Source organism: Amycolatopsis sp. WQ 127309, assembly GCF_023023025.1.
In the GTDB taxonomy this organism is placed as follows: Bacteria; Actinomycetota; Actinomycetes; order Mycobacteriales; family Pseudonocardiaceae; genus Amycolatopsis.
In genome coordinates, this window is sequence record NZ_CP095481.1 from 2,236,943 (window position 1) to 2,257,765 (window position 20,823).

Genomic DNA, 20,823 nt, shown 5'->3' on the forward strand with positions numbered 1-20,823 from the left:
CTTTTCCCGGACCGGACCCGGACCCTGTCGGGGCCGGAAACCGTTGCTGGTCAAGCCTTTACGACTTACCAGAGCGGTTGTGCCGATGAGTGCCACCCAAGTCCCGGATACCCCTGTGTCCACCGGCAGCGACTTCGCCGAACTCTCCCGGCTCGTCAAGGCCGCCGGCCTCCTCCAGCGGCGCCGGCGCTACTACGTGCTGCGGATCGGGTTGAACCTCGCCGCCTTCGGTGGCGGCTGGGTCGCGTTCGTCTACCTCGGCGACTCCTGGTGGCAGCTGTTCCTCGCCGCGTTCTTCGCGATGATGTTCGCGCAGCTGTCGTTCATCGGGCACGACGCCGGCCACAAGCAGATCTTCCGCACCCGCAAGGCGAATGACGCGACCGGGTTCGTCCACGGTGGACTCACCGGGCTGAGCTACGGCTGGTGGATGGGCACCCACACCCGCCACCACGCCAACCCGAACCACGAGGACGAAGACCCGGACGTCGACATCGCCGCGCTCGCGTTCAGCAAGGCGCAGAGCGCGCGCAAACGCGGTTTCCTGCGCTGGATGGCGAAGTACCAGGCGTTCCTGTTCTTCCCGCTGCTGCTGCTCGAAGGCCTCAACCTGCACGTCTCCAGCGTGAAAGCGGTGCTGAACAAGGACATCCGCAAGCGCAAGCTGGAGTCCGCGCTGCTGATCGCGCACCTCGCCGCCTACCTCGCGGCCGTGTTCATCGTGCTCTCCCCGCTCACCGGGATCATCTTCGTCCTCGTGCACCAGTTCCTCTGGGGGCTGTACATGGGCTGTTCCTTCGCGCCCAATCACAAGGGCATGGAGATGCTGACCGCCGGGCACACCCTGGACTTCCTGCGCAAGCAGGTGCTCACCTCCCGCAACGTCCGCGGCGGCCCGGTCGTCGACTTCGCCCTCGGCGGCCTGAACTACCAGATCGAGCACCACCTGTTCCCGAGCATGCCCCGGCCGAACCTCAAGCACGCGCAGGTCATCGTCCGGGACTTCTGCGACCGGCACGGGATTTCCTACGCGGAGTGCGGCTGGGCCCGCTCCTACGGCTATGTACTGCAACACCTCCATGAAGCGGGTGAACCGCTACGAGCGAAGAAGGTGATGGCGTGACCGCCCCCGCCCCGGACGCCCTCGAAACGTCCGCCACAGGTCCGCAGTGCCCCAACTGCCCGCACCCCCTCGACGCGCACGACGCCATCGCGCGCCGCTACTGCGCCGCCACCGCGGCCGGCCAGGGCGTCGACCGCGGCTGCGTCTGCGGTACCGCACAGGACCACCAGAAGAAACAGAGCACCGGACAAGGATCACGATGACCGCGTCGACCTCCTACCACAGCCGCTACGACCTGCGCGTCGAGCGCGTCAAGAACATCGTCATGGAAGACACGAAGCTCAACGACACCAAGGCACTGGCGCTGGCCGTGCGGATGGTGCACGAGCTCGACACCGTGCCCGAGCCCGTCCGCTGACGCTCGGTCCGGCAGTACGGCCGGACGCGTGAACGCGCCGTCGTGGCGGAGGTACGTCGCCACGGCGGGGCCACCGTCGGCCCGCACGAACCGCATCCGCGGGACCGCCGCGATGGCCCGCCCGCTGAAGCCCACGTGACGACCACCGCCACCGGAAGTCACCTCTTCGCAGGTCAACAAGGGTGTGGCCGACGTTACTCGCGCGTTAAGGACACGTCAGCGGGCGTCGGAAACCCGTCAGGACGGCATTCGGAGGTACTCCGCGAGCAACGAAGCAGAGGTGTCCTGACGGAGTCCGATCCGCCGTGATGCCCGGAGGCACACCGTGACGCTCAGCGAGCTTCTTCCCAGCCTCGGCTGCGAGGCCGCCGATCACCTCGAGCCAGGACTCTGGCCGCGCAGCACCCGACTCGGCGAGGACGGCGAGCTGCTCCTCGCCGGCGCGAAGGTCAGCCACCTCGCCGCTCGCTTCGGGACGCCGTCCTACCTCATCGACGAGCAGCAGGTCCGCGACACCGCGCGTGAGTACCGGCGCGTGCTGCCGGACGTCGAAGTCGCGTACGCGAGCAAGGCGCTGTGCACGCGCTCGGTGCTGCGCTGGGTCGCGGAAGAGGGGCTGTCGCTCGACACCTGCTCCGCGGGCGAAATCGCGGTCGCCCGCGGAGTCGGCTTCCCCGCGGAGCGGATGCTGTTGCACGGCAACGCGAAGACGCCTGAAGACCTGAAGGCCGCGCTCGAGTACGGCGTCCGCCGGATCGTCGTCGACTCGCTCGACGAGATCGAGCAGCTCGGCGCGCTCGCCCACGGCGCGCAGCAGGTGATGATCCGCGTGACGCCGGGTGTCGCGGCCGGCGCGCACGCGTCGATCAGCACCGGCACCGAAGGCCAGAAGTTCGGCTTTTCGCTGCTCGACGGCGTCCCGGACAACGTCGACGCCGCAGTGAAGGCCGTCCTCGCCCAGCCCGGGCTGCGGCTGGCCGGGCTGCACTGCCACATCGGCTCGCAGGTCTCCCGCGTCGACCGGTACGAGGCCGCCGCGCGCCGGATGGCCGAGGTGCTCGTCCGGATCCGGGACGTCCACGGCGTCACGCTGCGGGAGCTCGACCTCGGCGGCGGCCACGCCGTCCCGTACTTCGGGGGCGAGCCCGCGTTCGACCTCGGCGGCTACTCACGACGCCTGCGCGTGGCGCTCGGGTACGAGTGCGCGGCCCACGGTTTTCCGTTGCCGCGCTTGACGATCGAGCCCGGCCGGGCGATCGTCGGGCCGGCCGGGATCACGGTGTACCGCGTGTGCGCGGTCAAGCGCGGCAGCCGCACGTTCGTCGCGGTCGACGGCGGCATGAGCGACAACGCGCGGCCGTCGCTCTACGGCGCGCGCTACACGACGCGCCTGGTCGGCCGCCGGTCGAAGGAAAAGCGCGCCCCGGTGACCGTCGTCGGCCGGCACTGCGAGTCCGGTGACGTCCTCGCCGACGGCATCCTCCTGCCCGGCGACCTGCACGCCGGTGACCTGCTGGCCGTGCCGTGCACCGGCGCCTACCACCACTCGCTGGCCTCGAACTACAACCAGGTGGGCCGCCCGCCGCTGGTCGGCGTGAAGGACGGCGTCGCGACGCTGCTGGTGCGCCGCGAGACCGAGGAAGACCTCGGCCGGCGGGATCTCGGGTGAGGACGACGCCGCCCCGCGCGGCATGCGTTTGTGCTCCTGGAGTTCCGGTTCGGTGACGACGAGCCACCGAACGGGACCCGGGAGCGCCCCAGAGGCGCCCCCGGCCGTGCGCGGGCGCGCGGAAGAGCCTCGGATTGGCTTGTGATTTTCCTCCCGGGCCACCGATTCCTCGGCTGATCGCCGCGCGCACGCCGGATCACGTGAAGCTGGCCTGGGGCTCTCGCTTTCTGGTCAGGTCTCGATACGCTGCGCACTTGACAAATCACATGCCGAAACACAGGGAGGGACGGCATGGGTGACGAATCACGTGCGCGAGGACTTGACAATACGGACAGATCGCTGATCGCTCTGCTCCAGCAGGACGGCCGGGCCTCGTTCACCGCGCTCGCCAAGGCGGTCGGACTTTCCGAGGGTGCCGTCCGCCAGCGGGTGCAGCGATTGCTGCGCGACGACCTGATGCAGATCGTCGCGGTGACGGACCCCGCCAACGTCGATCTGACGCGGCAGGCGATGGTCGGGATCAGCGTCGACGGCGCGGATCCCCGTGCGGTGGCGGACAAGCTGTCCGAACTGCCGCACGTCCACTACGTCGTGCTGTGCGCCGGACGCTACGACCTGCTGGCGGAACTCGTCTGCCGGGACGACGACCACATGCTCGAAGTGCTCGGCGAGGAGATCCGGCAGATCCCGGGTGTCTCCGGCACCGAGCTGTTCGTGTACCTGAAGCTGGCCAAGCAGAACTACGCCTGGGGCCGGCTCACCGCGTGACGGCCGGGGATGACGGGCCGAGACCCAGCCCGCCACCCCCGTCCGGCTACAGGAACCGGCGGTACCCCGCGGAAACCGGCACCCCGGCCTCCGCGAGCCCGGTCAGCGACGACGGCAGCGCGTCCCGGTGGAGGACACCGAGGCGCTGCGTGGCGCGGGTGAGGGCGACGTACAGCTCGGCCGCGCCACGCGGCCCTTCGGCCAGGATCCGCTCGGGCTCGACGACGAGAACGGCGTCGAACTCGAGGCCCTTGGTCGCCGACGGCGGGACCGTGCCCGGCACCCCCGCCGGGCCGATCACGACACTCGTGCCTTCCCGGCCGCCTTCGTCGCGGTCGAATTCGTCGATGGCGCCTTGCAAGTCGCCCTCCGCAACTTGTCTGGACCACGGCCGGACCCCGCTCGCGCGCACCGACTCCGGCAGCCGCGCGTCCGGCGCGAACTCCGCGAGCAGCTTGCCGGCGACGGTCATGATCTCCGCCGGCGTGCGGTAGTTCACGGTCAGCTCCCGGTACAGCCAGCGGTCGCGGACGTACGGCGCGAGCACCGGCGCCCAGGCCGTCGCCCCGGCCGCCGACCGCCGCTGCGCGAGGTCGCCGACGATCGTGAACGACCGGCTCGGGCACCGCCGCATCAGCACCCGCCAGTCCATTTCGGACAGTTCCTGCGCCTCGTCGACGACGACGTGCCCGTACGTCCAGTCGCGGTCCTCGACCGCGCGTTCGGCGAGGTCACGGGTGTCGCGCTCGGCGAACCGGCCGGCGAGGTCCTCGGCGTAGAGCAGGTCCGTGGCGACCAGCTGGACGTCTTCGTCCAGCTCCTCGCGGTCCAGCTCGAGGAGGTCCATGACGCCGCCGGCGTACTCGGCGTCCTCCTCCGCCTGCCGCTTCGCGGCGGCGCGTTCGGCGGCGTCGTCGCGGCCGAGCAGGTCGGCCAGCTCGTCGAGCAGCGGGACGTCCGACACCGTCCAGGCCATGCCGTCCGCGCGGGCCAGCGACGGGTCGGCCCCGGCGGCCCGGAGCCGGCGCGGGGACAGGTACAACGGCGCCAGCAACGTCTCCGGCGTCAGCGACGGCCACAGCGCGTCGACCACCGAGGCGAGTTCTTCGTGCTCCGCCAGCTCTTCGCGGACGTCGGCGCGCAGGTTCTCCCACGCGCCTTCGTCCTCCCGGCTCAGCCAGCCTTCGCCGATCTCCGCCACCGCCCGCTCGGTGAGGATCCGGGCGACGGTCTCGCGGAACACCGCGCGGGCCTCGTTGTGCGGCAGCCCCGTCCGCCGCGCCTCGGTCCGCGCCTCGTCGGCGACGTCCTCGTCGAGGTCGACCGTGACGTCGGCCAGCTCGACCGGCACCGGCTCGTCGGGCACCTTCTGCCGGTCGGCGACCGCCGCCGCGAGCACGTCGAGGATCTTCAGCGAGCCCTTGAGCTTGGCCACCTCCGGTGCGTCCTCGGCGGTGACGCGCAGGCCCGGCACGAGGCCGCCGGTGGTCAGGAACACGACGTCCGACTCGCCGAGCGACGGCAGCACGCGGCCGATGTGGTCCAGGAACACCGGGCTCGGCCCGACCACCAGCACGCCGCTGCGCGACATCCGCTCGCGCTGGGTGTAGAGCAGGTAGGCCACCCGGTGCAGCGCGACCGCGGTCTTGCCGGTGCCGGGCCCGCCTTCGACGACCAGCACGCCCGCGTGGCCGAGCCGGATGATCTCGTCCTGCTCGGCCTGGATCGTCGCGACGATGTCGCGCATCCCCGCACCCCGCGGCGCGTTGACGGCCGCCAGCAGGGCCGCGTCACCGCGCTCGTGATCGCCGGGACGGCCGAACACCTCGTCGGTGAAGTCGTCGATCCGGCGGCCCATCGTGTGGAACTGACGCCGTCGCCGCATGTCTTCCGGCGACGCCGCCGTCGCGACGTAGAACGCGCGCGACGCCGGCGCCCGCCAATCGAGCAGCAGCGGTTCGTAGTCGTTTTCGCTGTCGAAGATGCCGATCCGGCCGATGTAACTCCGTTCTCCCGAAACGGCGTCGAGCCTGCCGAAGCAGAGCCCGTTGTCGACGACGTTCAGCCGTGCCGTCTCGCGCGCCCGGACGCGCACGTCGGCGTCGCGCTCGACCAGCGCGATCCCGGTTTCCCCCAGTGCGGCCCGAAAGCGGGCCGCCGCCTGCGCGCGTTCACGGTCGAGACGCGCGTACAGCTCGGCCGTGTACGCGCGTTCGGCCCGCAATTCCTCGTCGTACCCCAGATTTGACAAGTTCCCCTCACAGCGGTTAGACTGACAACACATTCGGCGGGTTCTCTCATTCTTTATGGAGAACACGTCGATTTTTTATTGTCCACCCGCTGTCAAGGGCTTCAGCCGGACGACCGGTGAGCACCGGTACTGTCTCAACGCATGAGCGGTCCACGGGTGTTCCGGTTGATCCAGCCCGTCGACGACATCGAGGCGGCGGTCGCGTTCTACGCGCGGGTCATCGGCGACCCCGGCGAGCGGGTCGCGCTCAACCGGCACTACTTCACCTGCGGCGGCGTGGTGCTCGCCTGCGTCGAAGCGCCGCTCGAACACCGGGAAGCCCGGCCCGCCAGGGACCCGCGGATCGTCTACCTCGCGGTCGACGACGTCGACGCGGTCTTCGAGCGGGTGCGGGCCGCCGGGCCGCGGTGGCTCGACGACAGCATCGCGACGCAGTTCTGGGGCGAACGCTCCTTCTACGCCGACGATCCGTTCGGCAACCCGCTCTGCTTCGTCCAGGAGGACACGCTCTACGTGGGCGGGCCCGTCGGCTGAGCGTCCTCCAGCGGATCGTCGTCGGCCGGGTGCAGCCGGAACGGGATGGCGAACCACAGCACGCCGAAGATCAGCAGCGTGAGCACCGCGACGACGATCATCGCGGGTTCGCCGTAGACCACCTTCGCGATGAGCGCGACGGTCGACGTGATCGCCAGGGCCAGGCAGACGAGCCCCACCAGCACGAACCGGTTGCCGACGGTCAGGATCCGCTCACGGCTGCCCGTGCGGAACAGCAGCCGGTGCCACGCCGCGGGCGCGGTCAGCAACGCCGTCGCCGCGACCGAGAGCATCACCGCGGTCAGGTGCAGCGACTTCTCGAAGCCGCTGGCGTTGTGGAACCGGTCGGTGAACACGACCGACAGCAGGAAGCCGAAGAGGATCTGCACGCCGGCCTGCGCCACCCGCAGCTCCTGCAGCAGCTCGCCGACGTTGCGCGTCAGCTGCTGGTTGCGGGTTTCACCGGTGTGTTCGGGCACAGGGGGACGATACGCGGCCCCGGCAACGCCCACTCTCTGAGAAGAGCATCACTCGTTGGCGTGATGATCATGGCGGCGCCCTGAGCAGGCCCGCTAAAGAAGCACCATGCGCCTTCTCCCCTCCGTCGTCCTGGCCGCCGCTCTCGCTGTCCTGGTTCCCGGCGTCGCCGCCGCGTCACCCGTGCCCGCCGTGACCGCGGGCGGCACGTTCACCGCGTACGCCCCCGGCGCGCACGCGGTGACCTACCGCCCCGACCTCGTCCCGCTCGGCGCCCGGGCCCACGTGTTCAGCCTCTCGACCGCCCACGCGGGCACGACGACCTCCTTCGTCGTCACCGGGCTGCTGCCGGGCCACTCCTACGGCGCCCACGCGCACGCACAGCGGTGCGGCGCCACCGGTGACGCCGCCGGGCCGCACTTCCAGCACGTGCCGGACCCGGTGAAGCCGTCCGCCGACCCCGCGTACGCGAACCCCCGCAACGAGATCTGGCTCGACTTCAGCACCGACCGGCTGGGCACCGGCTTCGCGCGGTCCACTGTGGACTGGACGTTCGGCGCGCGGCGGGCGGGCTCCGTGGTGGTCCACGAAACCCACACGCACACCGACCCGGGCCACGCGGGCACCGCCGGCGCCCGCCTCGCCTGCCTGGACGTCGCCTTCTAGACCTCCGCTAGAACCCCCAGGACCGCTCGGGCACCACGCGGATGCGGACGGAGTACGCGGCGTCGAACGCTTCCGGCGTCTCGAAGCCGATGGCGCTGTAGCGGGAGCCGTACTTGTCGAGGTACCCGGGCGCTTCCGAGGCCTTGCCCGCCTCGATCTGCGCTTTCCCGTTCACCACGAGGATCGAACCGCCGTGGTCGTCGCTGTTGAGGTTCAGCGTGACTTCGGGGTTCGCCTCGATGTGCCGCAGCTTCGCGGTGTCCGGCCGGCTGAACACCAGGATGTCGTCGCCGTCGAGCACGAACCACACCGGCCGTGGCGCGGGCCGCCCCTTCGGCGTCACAGTGGTCAGCCAGCCGATCGGTTCCCCGGCGCGGTCGGCGAGTTTCGGTGCGGCCATGGCTTCGTGCTCCCCTGAGGTCGGTCGGACTTGTGATCCAGGTAACCACGGGGCACCGACAATTTCTTCCCGCTCAGCGCGAGGCGACGCGCCGCGCGTACCGCGACCCGGCCGCCAGGAGCACCAGCCCGGCACCGAGGAACGCGCCGACGCGGGCGAGGCCGTCCAGCGCCGAGAGGTCGAACAGCACCAGCTTCAGCACCGCGGCGCCGACCAGGATCAAGCCGATCACGCGCAGCGCGACCAGCTCGATGCCGCGCAGCAGCAGGACGAGCGCGGCGACCGTCCACGACACCGTGATCAGCGCGTGGCCCAGCAGGAACCCGGCGCGCCCGGGCAGCGCCAGCATCGACCCGCTCAGCACGAGCCCGCCGGCGCCGTACAGCGCCGCGATCCCGGCCAGCAGCCAGATGGGCAGGTCGTCGGACGGGCCCTTGAAGATCTCCAGCCGCGCCGCCACCCACGGCAGCGCGATCGACACGGCGAGGATCAGCAGCGACACCACGAGCGCGCCGGCCAGGTCGGCGGCCGACCGCGGGCGCGAGACGATCAGCAGCGCCGGCGTCACGTCGAAGAACACGCCGATCAGGCCGCCGAGGGTCGCGAAGCCGAGCGCGGCACCGAGCGCGAGGCGGTTGCGCCCGCCCAGCGCGGCCACGACGAGCAGCAGCGCCTCGCCCAGCAGCACCCCGGCGCGGGCCGGGCCGTCGAACTGCGTGACCGTCGCCTGCAGGATCGCCAGCAGGCCGGCGAGCCCGGCCAGCTGCCCGGCGAGCCCGTGCCAGAACTTGCGCGTGGCCCACACGGCGAGCAGCACGACGCCCGCCCCGGCCGCGACCGGCACGGCCTGGACCTTCGGCAGCAGCAGCGCGGCGACCAGCGTCGGCACGACCGCCGTCGCCAGCACCGCGAGCGCGGCGGGGTCGTTTTCCCGGCGGCGCAGGACGATCAGCGCGAGCGCGATCCCGACGACCGAGGTGCCGGCCGCCGCGGCCGTGGTGGCCCAGCTGCCGCCCGAACCCGCGACCGCGGTGGCGATCACGGACGCGAGCAGCGGCGGGATCCCGGCGGCCAGCGTCAGCGACGACCAGTCACGGCGCAGCCGCACCGGCGTCGTCGCTAGCTGGACCATCAGCAGGAAGGTGACCAGTTCCGCGGTGAAGCCGCCGGTGATCATCGGCGCGCAGACGACACAGCCGATGACGACGGCGGAAGCCAGCAGCGGCGACTCCCAGCGCACGGCCACGAGCAGCCCGCCGACGGTGATGGCCAGCCCGATCGCGAGCCCGGCGAGCACCGGCAGGTACTCGTACAGCGACGTCGCCGCGACGGCGTCCAGGTAGAGCGTCGCGATGCCGGTGGCGGCCAGCGCGAACGCGCCGGTGCGGCCGGCGGGCTTGCGGTGCAGCCACACGCCGGTGCCGGTCAGCGCCAGCCCGAAGGCGGCGCCGATGAGCACCCGCGGCAGCGGCCCGAGCCAGCCCCGCTGCACGGCCAGGACCAGCAGCAGGACGACGCCGAGCAGCGTGACGCCGCCGCCGACCCAGGCCAGCACCCGGCTGCCCGCGCCCTCCTTGCCGAGCTTCTCGCCCAGCGTCTGACGCGGCACGGGCTGGTACGGCGGCTGCGGCGTGAAGTACCGCTGCTGCGGCGGCGGCTGGGGCGGCTGCCACTGGTACTGCGGCGGCCACGGCGGCGGCATCTGGGGCTGGGGCTGGGGCTGCGGTTGGGGCTGCGGCGGCACGGCCTGCCGCGGCGGCTGCTGCGGCGCGGCCTGCGGCTGCGGTTTCGGCTGCTCAGCAGGCTTCTGCGCTTCGGCCTGCTTCTGCGCTTCGGCCTGCTTCGGCGCTTCGGTCGGCTTCGGCGCTTCAGCCTGCTTCGGCGGCACCGGCTCGCCCTGCGCGGTCCGCAGTTCGGAACCCACCACTGCGAGCCGACGCCCCAGGTCGTCGATCTCGCCGGCGAGCCGGAGGAGCACATTCGCTTCGGTGGTCATACCGGACAGCGTCACGCACCGGCCCCCACCTGCGGATCCGTAGCACTACTCAAACCCCGGTCACGTCCTGGTCGCGGCCACCACCCGGTCCATCGTGGTCATGATCGAGACCGTCTCGTCGAGCGGCATGTGCGGGCTCTCGGTCTCCCCGGCGGCCAGCCGCAGCGCCACCTCGTCGGCCTGGTGCCGCAGGCCGCGGCCCTCGTCGACGTACTCGAAGCGGCTCCGGTCGCCTTCGCGCGGGATGAGCGTGAACGACGCGGGCGCGTAGAACGGGCCCTCGATCTCGATCCGCGCGTCCGTGCCGACGATCGTCGCCGAGGTCGGCGAGACCGCGCGCAACGTGCAGCTCAGCACGGCCTGCGCGCCACCGGCGTAGCCGAACAGCATCGACGTCTGCGCATCGACGCCGGTGAACGCGGGCGCGACCATGCTGAGGACGCGATCGGGCGCGCCGAGGATCATCGACGCGAACGAAACCGGGTAGATCCCCAGGTCCAGCAGGGCGCCGCCGCCCAGTTCCGGCGCGAACAGCCGGAAAGCCGGGTCCTCGGCGAACCACTGGCCGTGGTCGGCGGTGACCGTGACGACGTCGCCGAGCCGCGGCAGCAGCTCCCGGACGTGCCGGATGTGCGGCAGGAAGCGCGTCCACATCGCCTCCATCAGGAAGAGGCCGCGCTCCCGGGCCAGCGCGACGAGGTCCCGCGCCTCCTCGGCGTTCATCGTGAACGGCTTCTCGACGAGCACGGGCTTGCCGGCTTCGAGCGCGAGCCGCGCGTTGCCGTGGTGCAGCGGGTGCGGCGTCGCGACGTAGACGACATCGACGTCAGGATCGTTAGCGAGGGCTTCGTAGCTGCTGTGCCGGGTTTCGACGCCGAGCCGGTCGGCGAAGGCGGCCGCGCTCTCGGCCGTGCGCGACCCGACGGCGGCGACGACGCCGGAGCCGGTCAGCTCCAGGTCTTCCGCGAAAGCGCTCGCGATCCCGCCGGTGCCCATGATTCCCCAGCGCAGGGGTGTGGTCGTCATGCCACCGACTCTAGGTCCTCCGGCCACCTCGGCGAACGGCCGAGCAGCGCGACGACGCGGTCCAACCCGGACAGCTCGCCCGCGTCGACGGCCGGTCCGAAGGCCGCACCGGGCGCGAGCCGGGACTGTCCACCCGGGACGGACGCGGTGATGCGCAGCGCGGCGTCGAGGACGTCCTGGTCGAAGCGGACCGGCAGGCCGAGCGTGCGCGCGACGTCCCAGGAGTGCACGACGTAGTCGACGAAGTGGAAGCCGAGCGCCTGCTCCGGGCGGAAGGTGACCTCGGTGCTGAACTCCGGCAGCGGGATCTCCTCGCGGTCGATGGCCGCGAAGGCGTCCAGGACCTGCTCCACGGAGTCGCGGTAGGTGGCGATCGGGTCGTCGCCGAGGGAGACGAGCTTCCAGCGGCCGAGGTCGCCGTCACCGCCCGCCGCGGCGGCGAACCCGAGGTTCTGGGTGGTCATGTGGGCGACGAGGCCGTAGAGGGTCCAGGCCGCGCACGGTGTCGGCTTGGCGAAGTCGGCCGGCGTGCTGCGGGCGACGAGATCGAGGCTGGTCCGGGTGGCGACGGCGTCGAGTTCATTGATAAGCATTCGCCTATCGTCTACGCACGCTTATTATCTGTCAAGCGGCTAGGGTCAGCTCATGGCGGAGCGACCGGATCTCGCGGCGATGCTCGGCGGACTGGTGCGCAGCCTGGTCGCGCTGGAGACGCCGGTGCTCGAGGAGCACCGGCTGAGCATGTGGGGTTACGTCGTGCTCAGCGCGCTCGACGACAGCCCGGTGCGCACCCAGGCGGCGCTCGCCCAGGCGATCGGCGCGGACAAGACGCGGATCATCGGCACGCTCGACGAGCTGCAGGACGCGGGGCTGATCAGCCGCGAGCCGGACCCGGCCGACCGCCGCGTCCGCCTGCTGGCGATCACCGAGACGGGCCGGGAGCGGCGACGGGCCGCGCAGGACCGGATCCAGGCCAAGGAAGAACGGTTGCTGGCGCGGTTGCCCGCGGCCGACCGGGCGGCGTTCCTCCGCGCGGCACAGGCGCTCGCCGCGGAGTAGCCCGCGTCAGGGCTTGCGGGCGACGACGCCGGCGATGAGCCGCTGGGCGGAGTTGAGCGGCTTGAGGCTCGGGCCGTCCGGCCACCAGTTCGCGAGCAGCGTGATCCCCGGGTCGACGATCTCCAGGCCGGGCAACAGGTCCTTGATCTCCTGCTCGGTGCGCGCGGTGGCGCCGCCAAGGGAACCGCCGGCGACGGCCTGCTGGAAGGCCGCCATCGTCTCGTGGTCGCCGCCCTCGCCGGGGTCGAACAGGTGCGAAAGGGCGACGTAGGAACCCGAGGGCAGCGCGTCGACGTACTCGCGCATGATCTCGGCGGGGCGGTGCCGATCGCCCTTGTGGTGGTGCAGCGTGGCCACGAACATCAACGCGATCGGCCGCGACCAGTCGAGGTGCTCGCGCACGAGGTCGTGGCTCAGGATCGTCTCGGGCTCGAAGATGTCGCCGGCGATGAACCGCGTCCGGTCGTTCTCTTCGAGCAGCGCCCGCCCGTGCGCGACGACGACCGGGTCGTTGTCGACGTAGACGACCTTCGACAGCTTCTCGACGCGCTGCACGACCTGGTGCACGTTCTCGGTGGTCGGCAGGCCGGAGCCGCAGTCGAGGTACTGCTCGATCCCGGCGCGTTCGGCGAGGAACCGGCAGACGCGGATCAGGTACCGCCGGTTCTCCAGCGCGAGGTCCGCGACTTCGGGCATCACTTGCTGCAGCCGCGCGAGCTCGTCCCGGTCGACCTGGTAGTTGTCCTTCCCACCGAGGACGAAGTCGTACATCCGGGCAATGCTCGCCCGGCTCGGATCCACCCCGACCGGCGCATTGAGTCCGGCAGCCACGACCATCTCCCTGTTCCGGTGACGAAGATCGCACCCAGAGTAGTGGAACCGGTCTGCCGCGTGAAGGCGCGCGGCGCTTCCGGCCCCTGGTCGACGTGACCGACACCACAAGCGACAATGGAGGACGTGACCGCCACCCTGAGCAAGCCCGCCCTGAAGATCGGCCCGTACGAGGTCGATCCGCCGGTCGTGCTCGCACCCATGGCCGGGATCACCAACGTCGCCTTCCGGCAGCTCTGTGCCGAGTACGGCGCGGGGATCTACGTGTGCGAGATGATCACCGCGCGGGCCGTCGTCGAACGGCACCCCGGGACCATGCACATGATGACCTTCGGCGAGCACGAAAAGCCCCGGTCCATGCAGCTCTACGGCGTCGACCCGAAGACCATGGCCGAAGCCGTCCGGATCATCGTCGGCGAGGGTCTCGCCGACCACATCGACTCCAACTTCGGCTGCCCGGTCGCGAAGGTGACGCGCAAGGGCGGCGGGGCGGCGCTGCCGTTCAAGCGGAAGCTGTTCGCCGACATCGTGCGCGAGTCCGCGGCCGCGGCCGGCGACGTCCCCTTCACCGTGAAGTTCCGCGTCGGCATCGACGACGACCACCTGACCTACCTCGACGCCGGCCGCATCGCGGAAGCCGAAGGCGCGGCGGCCGTCAGCCTGCACGCGCGCACGGCGGCGCAGCGCTACTCGGGCCAGGCCGACTGGACGAAGATCACGGCGCTGAAGGAAGCCGTCACCACCATCCCGGTGCTGGGCAACGGCGACATCTTCTCCGCCGCCGACGCCCTGCGCATGGTCTCGGAGACGGGTTGCGACGGCGTCGTCGTCGGCCGCGGCTGCCTGGGCCGCCCGTGGCTGTTCGGCGAGCTGGAAGCGGCGTTCGCGGGCCGCCCGCTGCCGACCCCGCCGACGCTGGGCGAGGTGTCGCGAGTCCTGCGCCGCCACGCCGAGCTGCTCATCCAGCACGACGGCGAGACCAAGGCCCTGCGCGACCTGCGCAAGCACATGGCCTGGTACTTCATGAACTTCCCGGTCGGCGCCGAGCTGCGCCGCGGGTTCGCGATGGTGTCGGGCCTGCCGGAACTGGACGACCTGATCGGCAGGCTGGACCACGACGCCCCGTTCCCAGCGAACGCCGACGGCCCGCGTGGGCGCCAGGGCTCCCCGGGCAAGGTCACGCTCCCCCACGGCTGGCTGAACGACCCGGACGACGACTGCGTCCCGGAAACGGAAGACATGCACTCCGGCGGCTGAATCAGAAGCTCTCAGCTCCTGACGAGCGCGGAAAGCAGCGCCGCCACGTCGAGGTTCTGGCCGGCCCGGATCTCCACGACCTGGTCCCCTCGGCGCAGTTGCAACGCGGCGTGGCGAGTCCGTGCCAGCCAGCTCGTCACCAGCTGAACCAGAACTTCGAGGTCGGGATCCGGCAGGTCGGCGATGCGGAGCCGCGTTCCCACCCGTGAGGCGCGCCATCGCTCAGGTGCTTTGTCACCGAGTTCGATCATCAGTCCGAACAGGTCACTGCTGTCCGTTCCAGCCAAGGCAACGATCTCGATGTCGGGTCCGGCGAGCGGGGAACCGAGCGCCGCGCGGCCGCCCTCAGTCACCTGCAACCCGGTTTCCGTTTCCGCCACGAGTCCGTCTCGCACCAGTTGATCGACGACTCCGCTCGTGGTCGGGCCGCTGCTCCCGACCCGCGCCGCCACGCGAGCGCGGGTTGGGGCCACTCCCGCATCTTCAAGCTCGACGATCGCGCGAAGAAACCCCTCCGGTATTCGGAGCAACGACGGGAACCTCACGCCACCGCCCCCCGCACCCATGACGATCGATCTCGCGGCGGGTGCGTGATCCGGCGCCGCCGAGGCAACCTGGCGCACCCACTCCGGAGTGGTTCGCCCCAGCTTTTCGTCCAGCACCACGCGCAGCTGGGCGGCCGCGATGTGCTCCTCCGTGATGTCCATCGGATTCACTCCGGCTCAGCGAGATCGTCGAGCAGCTTGTCCAGTACACGCCCCTGGAAGACGTCGAGCAACAGGCACTCGTCGCGCTGAGCGAGCTCGGACTGCGCGAGCTTGGCCAGCAGCTTCAAGCCGACGACCCGTTTGGCCGGCAGGTCGTCGAGCGCGAGTTCCGACGCCCACACGAAGCGCCGCCACCACTCTTCGCGGCGAGCGGCGAGCTCACGCTGCTCGGTGGCCCGGTCGTTGCCGCGGACCGAGAAGCGGACTCCCACCACGGCCGCGCCTGCGGTCAGCACACCGGCGAGCAGGGACAGGCCGGCCTGTACCCAGGGATTCACTGTCACCTGCCGTCGTCGAAGCCGTGGCCTCGAATGCTAGCGAGTCAACGGCTTCGGAGACACCGGCGACCATGACATCTGTCAGCCCGAAGTCGTGGCGGACGGCATCCTTGCCTGGTCCTCCGCCGCGACAAGCTCTTGCCATGACGAACTCCAGCGCTCCCGCCTCGCTCCTCAAGACGCTCGCCGTCGAGATCGCCCTGCCGACCGGGGTCTACTACGGGCTCCACTCGCTCGGGGCCAGCGTCTTCCTGTCGCTCGCCCTCAGCGGGGTCGTTCCCCTGGCGCGGACGCTCTACCAGTTCGCCAAGGACCGGACGCTCAACGGTCTCGCGCTCGTCGTGCTGGTGACCAACGTCGTCGGGATGCTGCTGACCTTCGTCGCCGGGGACGCGCGGATGATGATCGCCAAGGACTCGATCGGCAGTGGGATCACCGGGCTCGTCATCCTGATCTCCGCGTTCGGCGCGCAGCCGATCATGACCAAGGCGCTGCGCCCGTTCCTCACCCACGGCAAGGCCGACCACGAAAGCGCCTGGGAACGCCTCACCGGCAACCGCCGGTTCGAGACCGTCCTGCGTCGCGCCAGCTTCGTCTGGGGCATCGGCTTCATGCTGGAGAGCGCGGCTCGGGTCGTCGGTGCCTTCACGCTGCCCGTCGAGACCATGGTGTGGCTGAGCACCGTCCTGTTCATCGGCTCCTTCGCCGTGATCATGGTCGTGGCCGGGGCGATGAGCGCCGAGGCCGGCGAGATGGTCGCGAACGAGGCCAAGACGGACGACCGCACGCTCGTCGCCGCTTGACCTGCGGAAACCACGGGTGTACAGGTGTGTACATGTACACCAAGCGGGAGCAGCTGGTCGGCGATCTCTCCGACCTGATCCGGTCCGGGCGGCTGGCCCACGGCGATCGGCTGCCCGGCGAGAACCAGCTCGCGCTGCAGTACCAGGTCAGCCGCGGCACCGTCCGCAGCGCGCTCTCCGAACTGCAGCAGCTCGAGCTCATCTCCACCCAGGCCGGCGTCGGCTCGTTCGTCACCTTCGACGGCGTCCAGCTCGACCAGCGGCTCGGCTGGGCCCGCGCCCTGGCCGACGCCGGGGCGCCCGTCACCACCGAGCTGCTCGGCATCGAAGCCGTCGAAGACCAAGGCCTGCAAGAGGAATTCGGGCTGGACAGCTACGTCGCCGTCCGGCGGGTGCGGCGGGAACACGGGCGCGGGATCTCCCTCGAGACGGCGACCGTGCCCGCGATCGGGCCGCTGGCCGAACTCCCCGGAACCGGTCTCCGGGACGACTCCCTGACCAAGACGCTCGAAGCCGCCGGACTGGTCTCCACCGGCGGGGACCAGTGGATCAGCACCGAACGGCTCGACGCCTGCGCCGCCGGGCTCCTCGGCCGCGCCATCGGTGAGCTCTTCCTCCGCGCCGAGCGCACCTCGGTCGACGTCGAGGGCCGGCTCGTCGAACGCGTCGTCAGCCTCCTGGACCCCGACCGGTTCCAGTTCCACCTCACCTTCGGACACCGGTGACCGCGCGGGACCGGGCGCTCGGCGCGTTCACCGGGCTCGCCGTCGGCGACGCACTCGGGATGCCGACGCAGTCCATGTCCCGCGCCGCCATCGCCGCCGCCTACGGGCCGGTCACCGGGCTGCTCACCGCCGTCGCCGAGCAGCCGGTCGCGCCGTCGATGCCCGCCGGCTCGATCACCGACGACACCGAGCAGGCCATCCTGCTGGCCCGGCTGCTCATCGACGGCCGCGGCACCGTCGACCCGCGGGTCTTCGCCGACGCCCTGCTCATCTGGGAGGCGGACATGGTCCGCCGCGGCTCCGCGGACCTGCTCGGCCCGTCGACGAAACGCGCGCTCTCCCGCCTCCAGGACGGCGTCCCGGCCGACGAAGCCGGCCGCACCGGGACCACCAACGGCGCCGCCATGCGCGTCACGCCGGTCGGCATCGCGACGCCGTCGGGGAACCTGCACGCCCTGGTCGACGCGGTCGTCGCGACCGCGCGCGTCACCCACAACACCAGCCTCGGCATCGCCGCCGCGGCGGCGGTCGCGGCCGCCGTCTCCGCCGGGGTCGACGGCGCGAGCCTGCCCGAAGCGCTCGACGCCGGCGAGCGCGCGGCCGTCGTCGGCGGGGAACGCGGGCACTGGGCGGCCGGCGGCGAGATCGCCGCCCGGATCCACTGGGCGCGCGGCTGGGTGCGGGGCATGACGCACGACGCCGTCGCCGACGCGGTCGCCGAGGTGATCGGGACGTCCGTGGCGTCGCAGGAGTCCGTCGTGGCCGCTTTCGCGCTGGCCGAAGCCATGGGCGACGACCCGGCCGCGGCGCTGCGCCTGGCCGCCGGGCTGGGCGGCGACACCGACACCGTCGCGGCGATCTGCGGGGCCATGCTCGGCGCCGCGCACGGCGTCGACGCCATCCCGGCGGACCTCGCCGAGACCGTCCGCACCGTGAACCACCTCGACCTCGGGCCGCTGGTGGACGAGCTCCTCACCCTGAGACGGCGCGCGCGGTGACCGGGCGGCTGGTGCACACCGGACAGGTCGTGATCGACCTGGTCATGGCGGTGCCCACGCTGCCACCGCCGGGCGGCGACGTCCTGGCGTCTTCGACGAACTTGCTGCCTGGTGGCGGTTTCAACGTCATGTCCGCGGCCGCGCGCTCCGGCGCCCGGGTGCTGTACGCGGGCAGCCACGGCACCGGCGCCTTCGGCGACCTCGCCCGCGAAGCCCTTGCGCACGAAGGCATCCAGGTGGCCCACGAACCGACGCCGGACCTGGACACCGGCGTCGTCGTCGCGCTCGTCGACGCGACCGGCGAGCGCACCTTCGCAACCGGCACCGGCGCCGAAGGACGGCTGTACCCCGCACTTCTCGATCATGTCCACCCAAAGAGTGACGACGTCGTCTACGTCACCGGGTACAGTCTGTTGCACGAGATCAATCGAACTGCTCTCTTCGCTTGGCTGCCCCATCTGCCCGGCTCGAGGATTCTGTTCGACCCCGGCCCACTCATCGCCGAGCTTGATCTTGGAGCCCTCCGTGACACACTGTCCATAGTAGACATTCTCAGCTGCAACGCGTGCGAAGCCGAGGTCCTCGGCGAGCTGCCCTCGGTTGCCGTCGTCCGCGACGGCGCGAAGGGTTGCCGCGTCCACGAAAACGGCCGGACCGCGGAGGTCCCGGGCTTCCCCGTGGACGCCGTGGACACCAACGGCGCGGGCGACACGCATTGCGGCGTGCTGGCCGCGGAGCTGTTGCGCGGCAGTACCCTCCTCGACGCCGCCGTGCGTGCCAACGCGGCGGCCGCGCTTTCGGTGACCCGCCGGGGTCCGGCCACCGCACCGGACCGGGCGGCGATCGACCGCCTACTGACCAGGAACGAGCCATGACCACGACCGAACGCAAGCTCAAGATGGAGACCAACGGCCTCGACGTGATCGACGACGCCGAGCGCCGCGGCAGCCCGCGCGGGCTGTTCTGGCCGTGGTTCGGCGCGAACGTCTCGGTGCTCGGGCTGAGTTACGGCTCGTTCACGCTCGCGTTCGGCATCTCGTTCTGGCAGGCGCTGGTCGCCGGCGTCGTCGGGATCGTCTTCTCGTTCCTGCTGTGCGGGTTCGTCGCGATCGCGGGCAAACGCGGGTCCGCGCCGACGATGCTGCTCTCGCGTGCGGCCTTCGGCGTCCGCGGCAACCGGTTGCCGTCGGCGATCTCGTGGATCCTCACCGTGGGCTGGGAAACCGTGCTCACGGCGCTGGCGACGCTGGCCACCGGGACCGTGGTCAAGCGGCTCGGCTGGGGTGACGGCACGGCGGCGAGCGTGATCGCGCTGGTCGTGGTCGCGGTGCTGATCGTCGGCGCCGGCGTGCTCGGGTTCGACGCCATCATGAAGCTGCAGACGTGGATCACCTGGATCACCGGCGTGCTCACGATCGTCTACGTGATCTTGGTGGCGGGTGACGTCCACTGGGACGCGGTCAGCGCGCTGCCGTCCGGCTCCGCGCAGCAGTGGATCGGCGCCCTGGTGTTCCTGATGACCGGCTTCGGCCTCGGCTGGGTCAACGCGGCTGCGGACTACTCGCGGTACCTGCCACGCTCGGCGTCCGGACGTGGCGTGATCGGCTGGACGACGTTCGGCGCGTCGGTCGCGCCGCTGGTGCTGCTGGTGTTCGGGCTGCTGCTGGCCGGGTCGTCGACCGACCTGAGCAAAGCGATCGGCCTCGACCCGATCGGCGCGCTGACGACGTTGCTGCCGCTGTGGTTCCTGGTGCCGTTCGCGATCGTCGCGGTGCTGGGCCTGGTCGGCGGCGCGGTGCTGGACATCTACTCGTCCGGGCTGGCGCTGCTCTCGGCCGGCGTGCGCGTGCCGCGGCCGATCGCGGCGCTCGTCGACGGCGTGCTCATGGTGCTCGGCACGGTCTACATCGTCTTCTTCAGCGACGGCTTCCTCGGGCAGTTCCAGGGTTTCCTGGTCACGCTGGGTGTCCCGGTCGCGGCCTGGTGCGGCGTGATGCTGGCGGACGTCCTGCTGCGCCGTCGCGACTACGCCGAGCAGGACCTGTTCGACCGGTCGGGTCGCTACGGAGACGTCCGGGTCGGCCCGATCGCGCTGATCGTGGTCGCGACCGCGCTCGGCTGGGGCCTGGTGACGAACACGTCCGCGGGCTGGCTGAACTGGCAGGGTTACCTGCTGGAACCGTTCGGCCTCGGCGGCCGCGACGGCTCGTGGGCGTTCGCCAACCTCGGTGTGCTGGTGGCGCTGGTGCTCGGGTTCGCCGTCACGCTGGCGACAAAACGGCGGATCCGCGCTCAGGAGGCAGTGTGAAGTCGATCCTGGCGGTCATCGACCTGCAGAACATCTTCGCCGACCCGGCGAGCGAGTGGTTCACCCCGCGCTTCGCGGAGGTGGTACCGCGAATCCACCGCCTGGTGAAGGCGTTCGGCGACGACGTCGTGTTCACCCGGTTCATCGCGCCGGCTCGCCCGGAAGGTGCGTGGAGGCAGTACTACGCGCAGTGGCCGTTCGCCTTGCAACCACCGGAGTCGCCGTTGTACCAAGTGATCCCCGAGTTCCAACCGGCGTCCACTGTGGACGCGACGACGTTCGGCAAGTGGAATCCACGCCTGGCGACCCGGGTGGGCGGCGCGCGCCTGGTGCTGGCGGGCGTGTCGACGGACTGCTGCGTGTTGTCGACAGCCTTGGCGGCGGCGGACGCGGGCGTCGCGGTCACGGTCGTCTCGGACGCGTGCGCGGGGGTCGACGACGAGAGCCACGCGAAGACGCTGGATATCCTGCGCCTGTACGGGCCGCTGGTGAAGGTGGCCACTTCGGAGGAGGTGCTCGGCTAGGCTCG

24 protein-coding genes are annotated in these 20,823 nt (G+C 71.1%); 15 read left to right on the top strand and 9 right to left on the bottom strand.

The annotated features are described in order from the left end of the window. Nucleotides 1-85 precede the first annotated feature (85 nt). The 5 genes from MUY22_RS10100 (at nucleotide 86) to MUY22_RS10120 (ending at nucleotide 3,918) form a co-directional block, all read left to right on the top strand. The gene (locus tag MUY22_RS10100; RefSeq protein WP_247059044.1) at nucleotides 86-1,123 is read left to right on the top strand and encodes an acyl-CoA desaturase; all 1,038 of its coding nucleotides are present in this window, start codon (nucleotides 86-88) and stop codon (nucleotides 1,121-1,123) included. After that, a complete protein-coding gene (locus MUY22_RS10105) occupies nucleotides 1,120-1,326 on the top strand; it encodes an RGCVC family protein (protein ID WP_247059047.1) in 207 nt (68 codons plus the stop codon). The genes MUY22_RS10100 and MUY22_RS10105 overlap by 4 nt, the downstream gene beginning before the upstream one ends. Then, nucleotides 1,323-1,481, top strand: coding sequence for a DUF6307 family protein (locus tag MUY22_RS10110; protein WP_247059049.1), 159 nt, complete (start codon nucleotides 1,323-1,325; stop codon nucleotides 1,479-1,481). The genes MUY22_RS10105 and MUY22_RS10110 overlap by 4 nt, the downstream gene beginning before the upstream one ends. Nucleotides 1,482-1,806: 325 nt before the next feature. Next, nucleotides 1,807-3,150 carry a diaminopimelate decarboxylase gene (gene lysA / locus MUY22_RS10115; protein ID WP_247059051.1) on the top strand — a complete coding sequence of 448 codons (1,344 nt, stop codon included), beginning with the start codon at nucleotides 1,807-1,809 and terminating at the stop codon, nucleotides 3,148-3,150. Nucleotides 3,151-3,441: 291 nt separating this feature from the next. Next, entirely contained in the window at nucleotides 3,442-3,918 is a 477-nt protein-coding gene (locus MUY22_RS10120; protein WP_247059053.1) for an Lrp/AsnC family transcriptional regulator, read from the top strand. A gap of 46 nt (nucleotides 3,919-3,964) precedes the next feature. Here the strand turns inward: MUY22_RS10120 and helR are convergent, their stop codons facing one another. Then, the gene (helR, locus tag MUY22_RS10125; protein WP_247059055.1) at nucleotides 3,965-6,169 is read right to left on the bottom strand and encodes an RNA polymerase recycling motor ATPase HelR; all 2,205 of its coding nucleotides are present in this window, start codon (nucleotides 6,167-6,169) and stop codon (nucleotides 3,965-3,967) included. 141 nt (nucleotides 6,170-6,310) lie between these two features. On the opposite strand from helR, the gene MUY22_RS10130 reads away from it, so the two are divergent. Continuing rightward, a complete protein-coding gene (locus MUY22_RS10130) occupies nucleotides 6,311-6,703 on the top strand; it encodes a glyoxalase/bleomycin resistance/extradiol dioxygenase family protein (protein ID WP_247059057.1) in 393 nt (130 codons plus the stop codon). Here MUY22_RS10130 and MUY22_RS10135 read toward each other — a convergent pair. Then, entirely contained in the window at nucleotides 6,679-7,182 is a 504-nt protein-coding gene (locus MUY22_RS10135; protein ID WP_247059059.1) for a DUF6328 family protein, read from the bottom strand. The genes MUY22_RS10130 and MUY22_RS10135 overlap by 25 nt on opposite strands. Before the next feature lie 106 nt (nucleotides 7,183-7,288). Here MUY22_RS10135 and MUY22_RS10140 point away from each other — a divergent pair, with 106 nt between their 5' ends. Beyond that, nucleotides 7,289-7,846, top strand: a complete 558-nt coding sequence (locus tag MUY22_RS10140; protein WP_247059061.1) for a superoxide dismutase — start codon at nucleotides 7,289-7,291, stop codon at nucleotides 7,844-7,846. Between the two features lie 7 nt (nucleotides 7,847-7,853). On the opposite strand, the gene MUY22_RS10145 is transcribed toward MUY22_RS10140, so the two are convergent. From MUY22_RS10145 to MUY22_RS10160, 4 genes are all read right to left on the bottom strand, one after another. After that, nucleotides 7,854-8,246, bottom strand: coding sequence for a TIGR03667 family PPOX class F420-dependent oxidoreductase (locus tag MUY22_RS10145; RefSeq protein ID WP_247059063.1), 393 nt, complete (start codon nucleotides 8,244-8,246; stop codon nucleotides 7,854-7,856). A gap of 73 nt (nucleotides 8,247-8,319) precedes the next feature. Beyond that, nucleotides 8,320-10,242, bottom strand: a complete 1,923-nt coding sequence (locus MUY22_RS10150; protein ID WP_247059065.1) for a DUF2339 domain-containing protein — start codon at nucleotides 10,240-10,242, stop codon at nucleotides 8,320-8,322. A gap of 60 nt (nucleotides 10,243-10,302) precedes the next feature. Continuing rightward, nucleotides 10,303-11,268 carry a Gfo/Idh/MocA family protein gene (locus MUY22_RS10155; RefSeq protein ID WP_247059068.1) on the bottom strand — a complete coding sequence of 322 codons (966 nt, stop codon included), beginning with the start codon at nucleotides 11,266-11,268 and terminating at the stop codon, nucleotides 10,303-10,305. After that, nucleotides 11,265-11,861 (bottom strand): TIGR03086 family metal-binding protein, encoded by a 597-nt coding sequence (locus tag MUY22_RS10160; RefSeq protein WP_247059070.1) that lies wholly within the window; start codon nucleotides 11,859-11,861, stop codon nucleotides 11,265-11,267. Before MUY22_RS10160 ends, MUY22_RS10155 begins: the two co-directional genes overlap by 4 nt. Before the next feature lie 52 nt (nucleotides 11,862-11,913). On the opposite strand from MUY22_RS10160, the gene MUY22_RS10165 reads away from it, so the two are divergent. After that, a complete protein-coding gene (locus MUY22_RS10165; protein ID WP_247059072.1) occupies nucleotides 11,914-12,327 on the top strand; it encodes a MarR family winged helix-turn-helix transcriptional regulator in 414 nt (137 codons plus the stop codon). Between the two features lie 6 nt (nucleotides 12,328-12,333). Here the strand turns inward: MUY22_RS10165 and MUY22_RS10170 are convergent, their stop codons facing one another. Beyond that, nucleotides 12,334-13,164, bottom strand: coding sequence for an SAM-dependent methyltransferase (locus MUY22_RS10170; RefSeq protein WP_256475820.1), 831 nt, complete (start codon nucleotides 13,162-13,164; stop codon nucleotides 12,334-12,336). A gap of 111 nt (nucleotides 13,165-13,275) precedes the next feature. Between MUY22_RS10170 and dusB the strand changes: the two genes are divergently transcribed. Beyond that, complete coding sequence (dusB, locus tag MUY22_RS10175; protein WP_247059076.1) at nucleotides 13,276-14,415, top strand: tRNA dihydrouridine synthase DusB; 1,140 nt, start codon at nucleotides 13,276-13,278, stop codon at nucleotides 14,413-14,415. Nucleotides 14,416-14,426: 11 nt separating this feature from the next. Here dusB and MUY22_RS10180 read toward each other — a convergent pair whose 3' ends face one another. Together MUY22_RS10180 and MUY22_RS10185 are read right to left on the bottom strand one after the other, a co-directional pair. After that, nucleotides 14,427-15,122, bottom strand: coding sequence for a hypothetical protein (locus tag MUY22_RS10180; protein ID WP_247059079.1), 696 nt, complete (start codon nucleotides 15,120-15,122; stop codon nucleotides 14,427-14,429). Between the two features lie 5 nt (nucleotides 15,123-15,127). Beyond that, nucleotides 15,128-15,460, bottom strand: a complete 333-nt coding sequence (locus MUY22_RS10185; RefSeq protein WP_247059080.1) for a hypothetical protein — start codon at nucleotides 15,458-15,460, stop codon at nucleotides 15,128-15,130. A 143-nt stretch (nucleotides 15,461-15,603) separates the two neighbouring features. Here MUY22_RS10185 and MUY22_RS10190 point away from each other — a divergent pair, with 143 nt between their 5' ends. Genes MUY22_RS10190 through MUY22_RS10215 form a run of 6 tightly spaced genes read left to right on the top strand, consistent with a single transcriptional unit; the run spans nucleotide 15,604 to nucleotide 20,818 of the window. Beyond that, on the top strand, nucleotides 15,604-16,263 hold the full coding sequence (locus tag MUY22_RS10190; RefSeq protein ID WP_247059082.1) for a VC0807 family protein: 660 nt from the start codon (nucleotides 15,604-15,606) through the stop codon (nucleotides 16,261-16,263). A 32-nt stretch (nucleotides 16,264-16,295) separates the two neighbouring features. Further along, nucleotides 16,296-16,988, top strand: coding sequence for a GntR family transcriptional regulator (locus MUY22_RS10195; protein WP_247059084.1), 693 nt, complete (start codon nucleotides 16,296-16,298; stop codon nucleotides 16,986-16,988). Beyond that, a complete protein-coding gene (locus MUY22_RS10200) occupies nucleotides 16,985-17,986 on the top strand; it encodes an ADP-ribosylglycohydrolase family protein (RefSeq protein ID WP_247059086.1) in 1,002 nt (333 codons plus the stop codon). Before MUY22_RS10195 ends, MUY22_RS10200 begins: the two co-directional genes overlap by 4 nt. Beyond that, nucleotides 17,983-18,861: a PfkB family carbohydrate kinase gene (locus MUY22_RS10205; protein WP_247059088.1), complete on the top strand. Its 879-nt coding sequence runs from the start codon at nucleotides 17,983-17,985 to the stop codon at nucleotides 18,859-18,861. The genes MUY22_RS10200 and MUY22_RS10205 overlap by 4 nt, the downstream gene beginning before the upstream one ends. Beyond that, nucleotides 18,858-20,294 (top strand): cytosine permease, encoded by a 1,437-nt coding sequence (locus MUY22_RS10210; protein WP_247059090.1) that lies wholly within the window; start codon nucleotides 18,858-18,860, stop codon nucleotides 20,292-20,294. The genes MUY22_RS10205 and MUY22_RS10210 overlap by 4 nt, the downstream gene beginning before the upstream one ends. Continuing rightward, nucleotides 20,291-20,818, top strand: a complete 528-nt coding sequence (locus MUY22_RS10215) for a cysteine hydrolase family protein (protein ID WP_247059092.1) — start codon at nucleotides 20,291-20,293, stop codon at nucleotides 20,816-20,818. The genes MUY22_RS10210 and MUY22_RS10215 overlap by 4 nt, the downstream gene beginning before the upstream one ends. Nucleotides 20,819-20,823 lie beyond the last annotated feature (5 nt).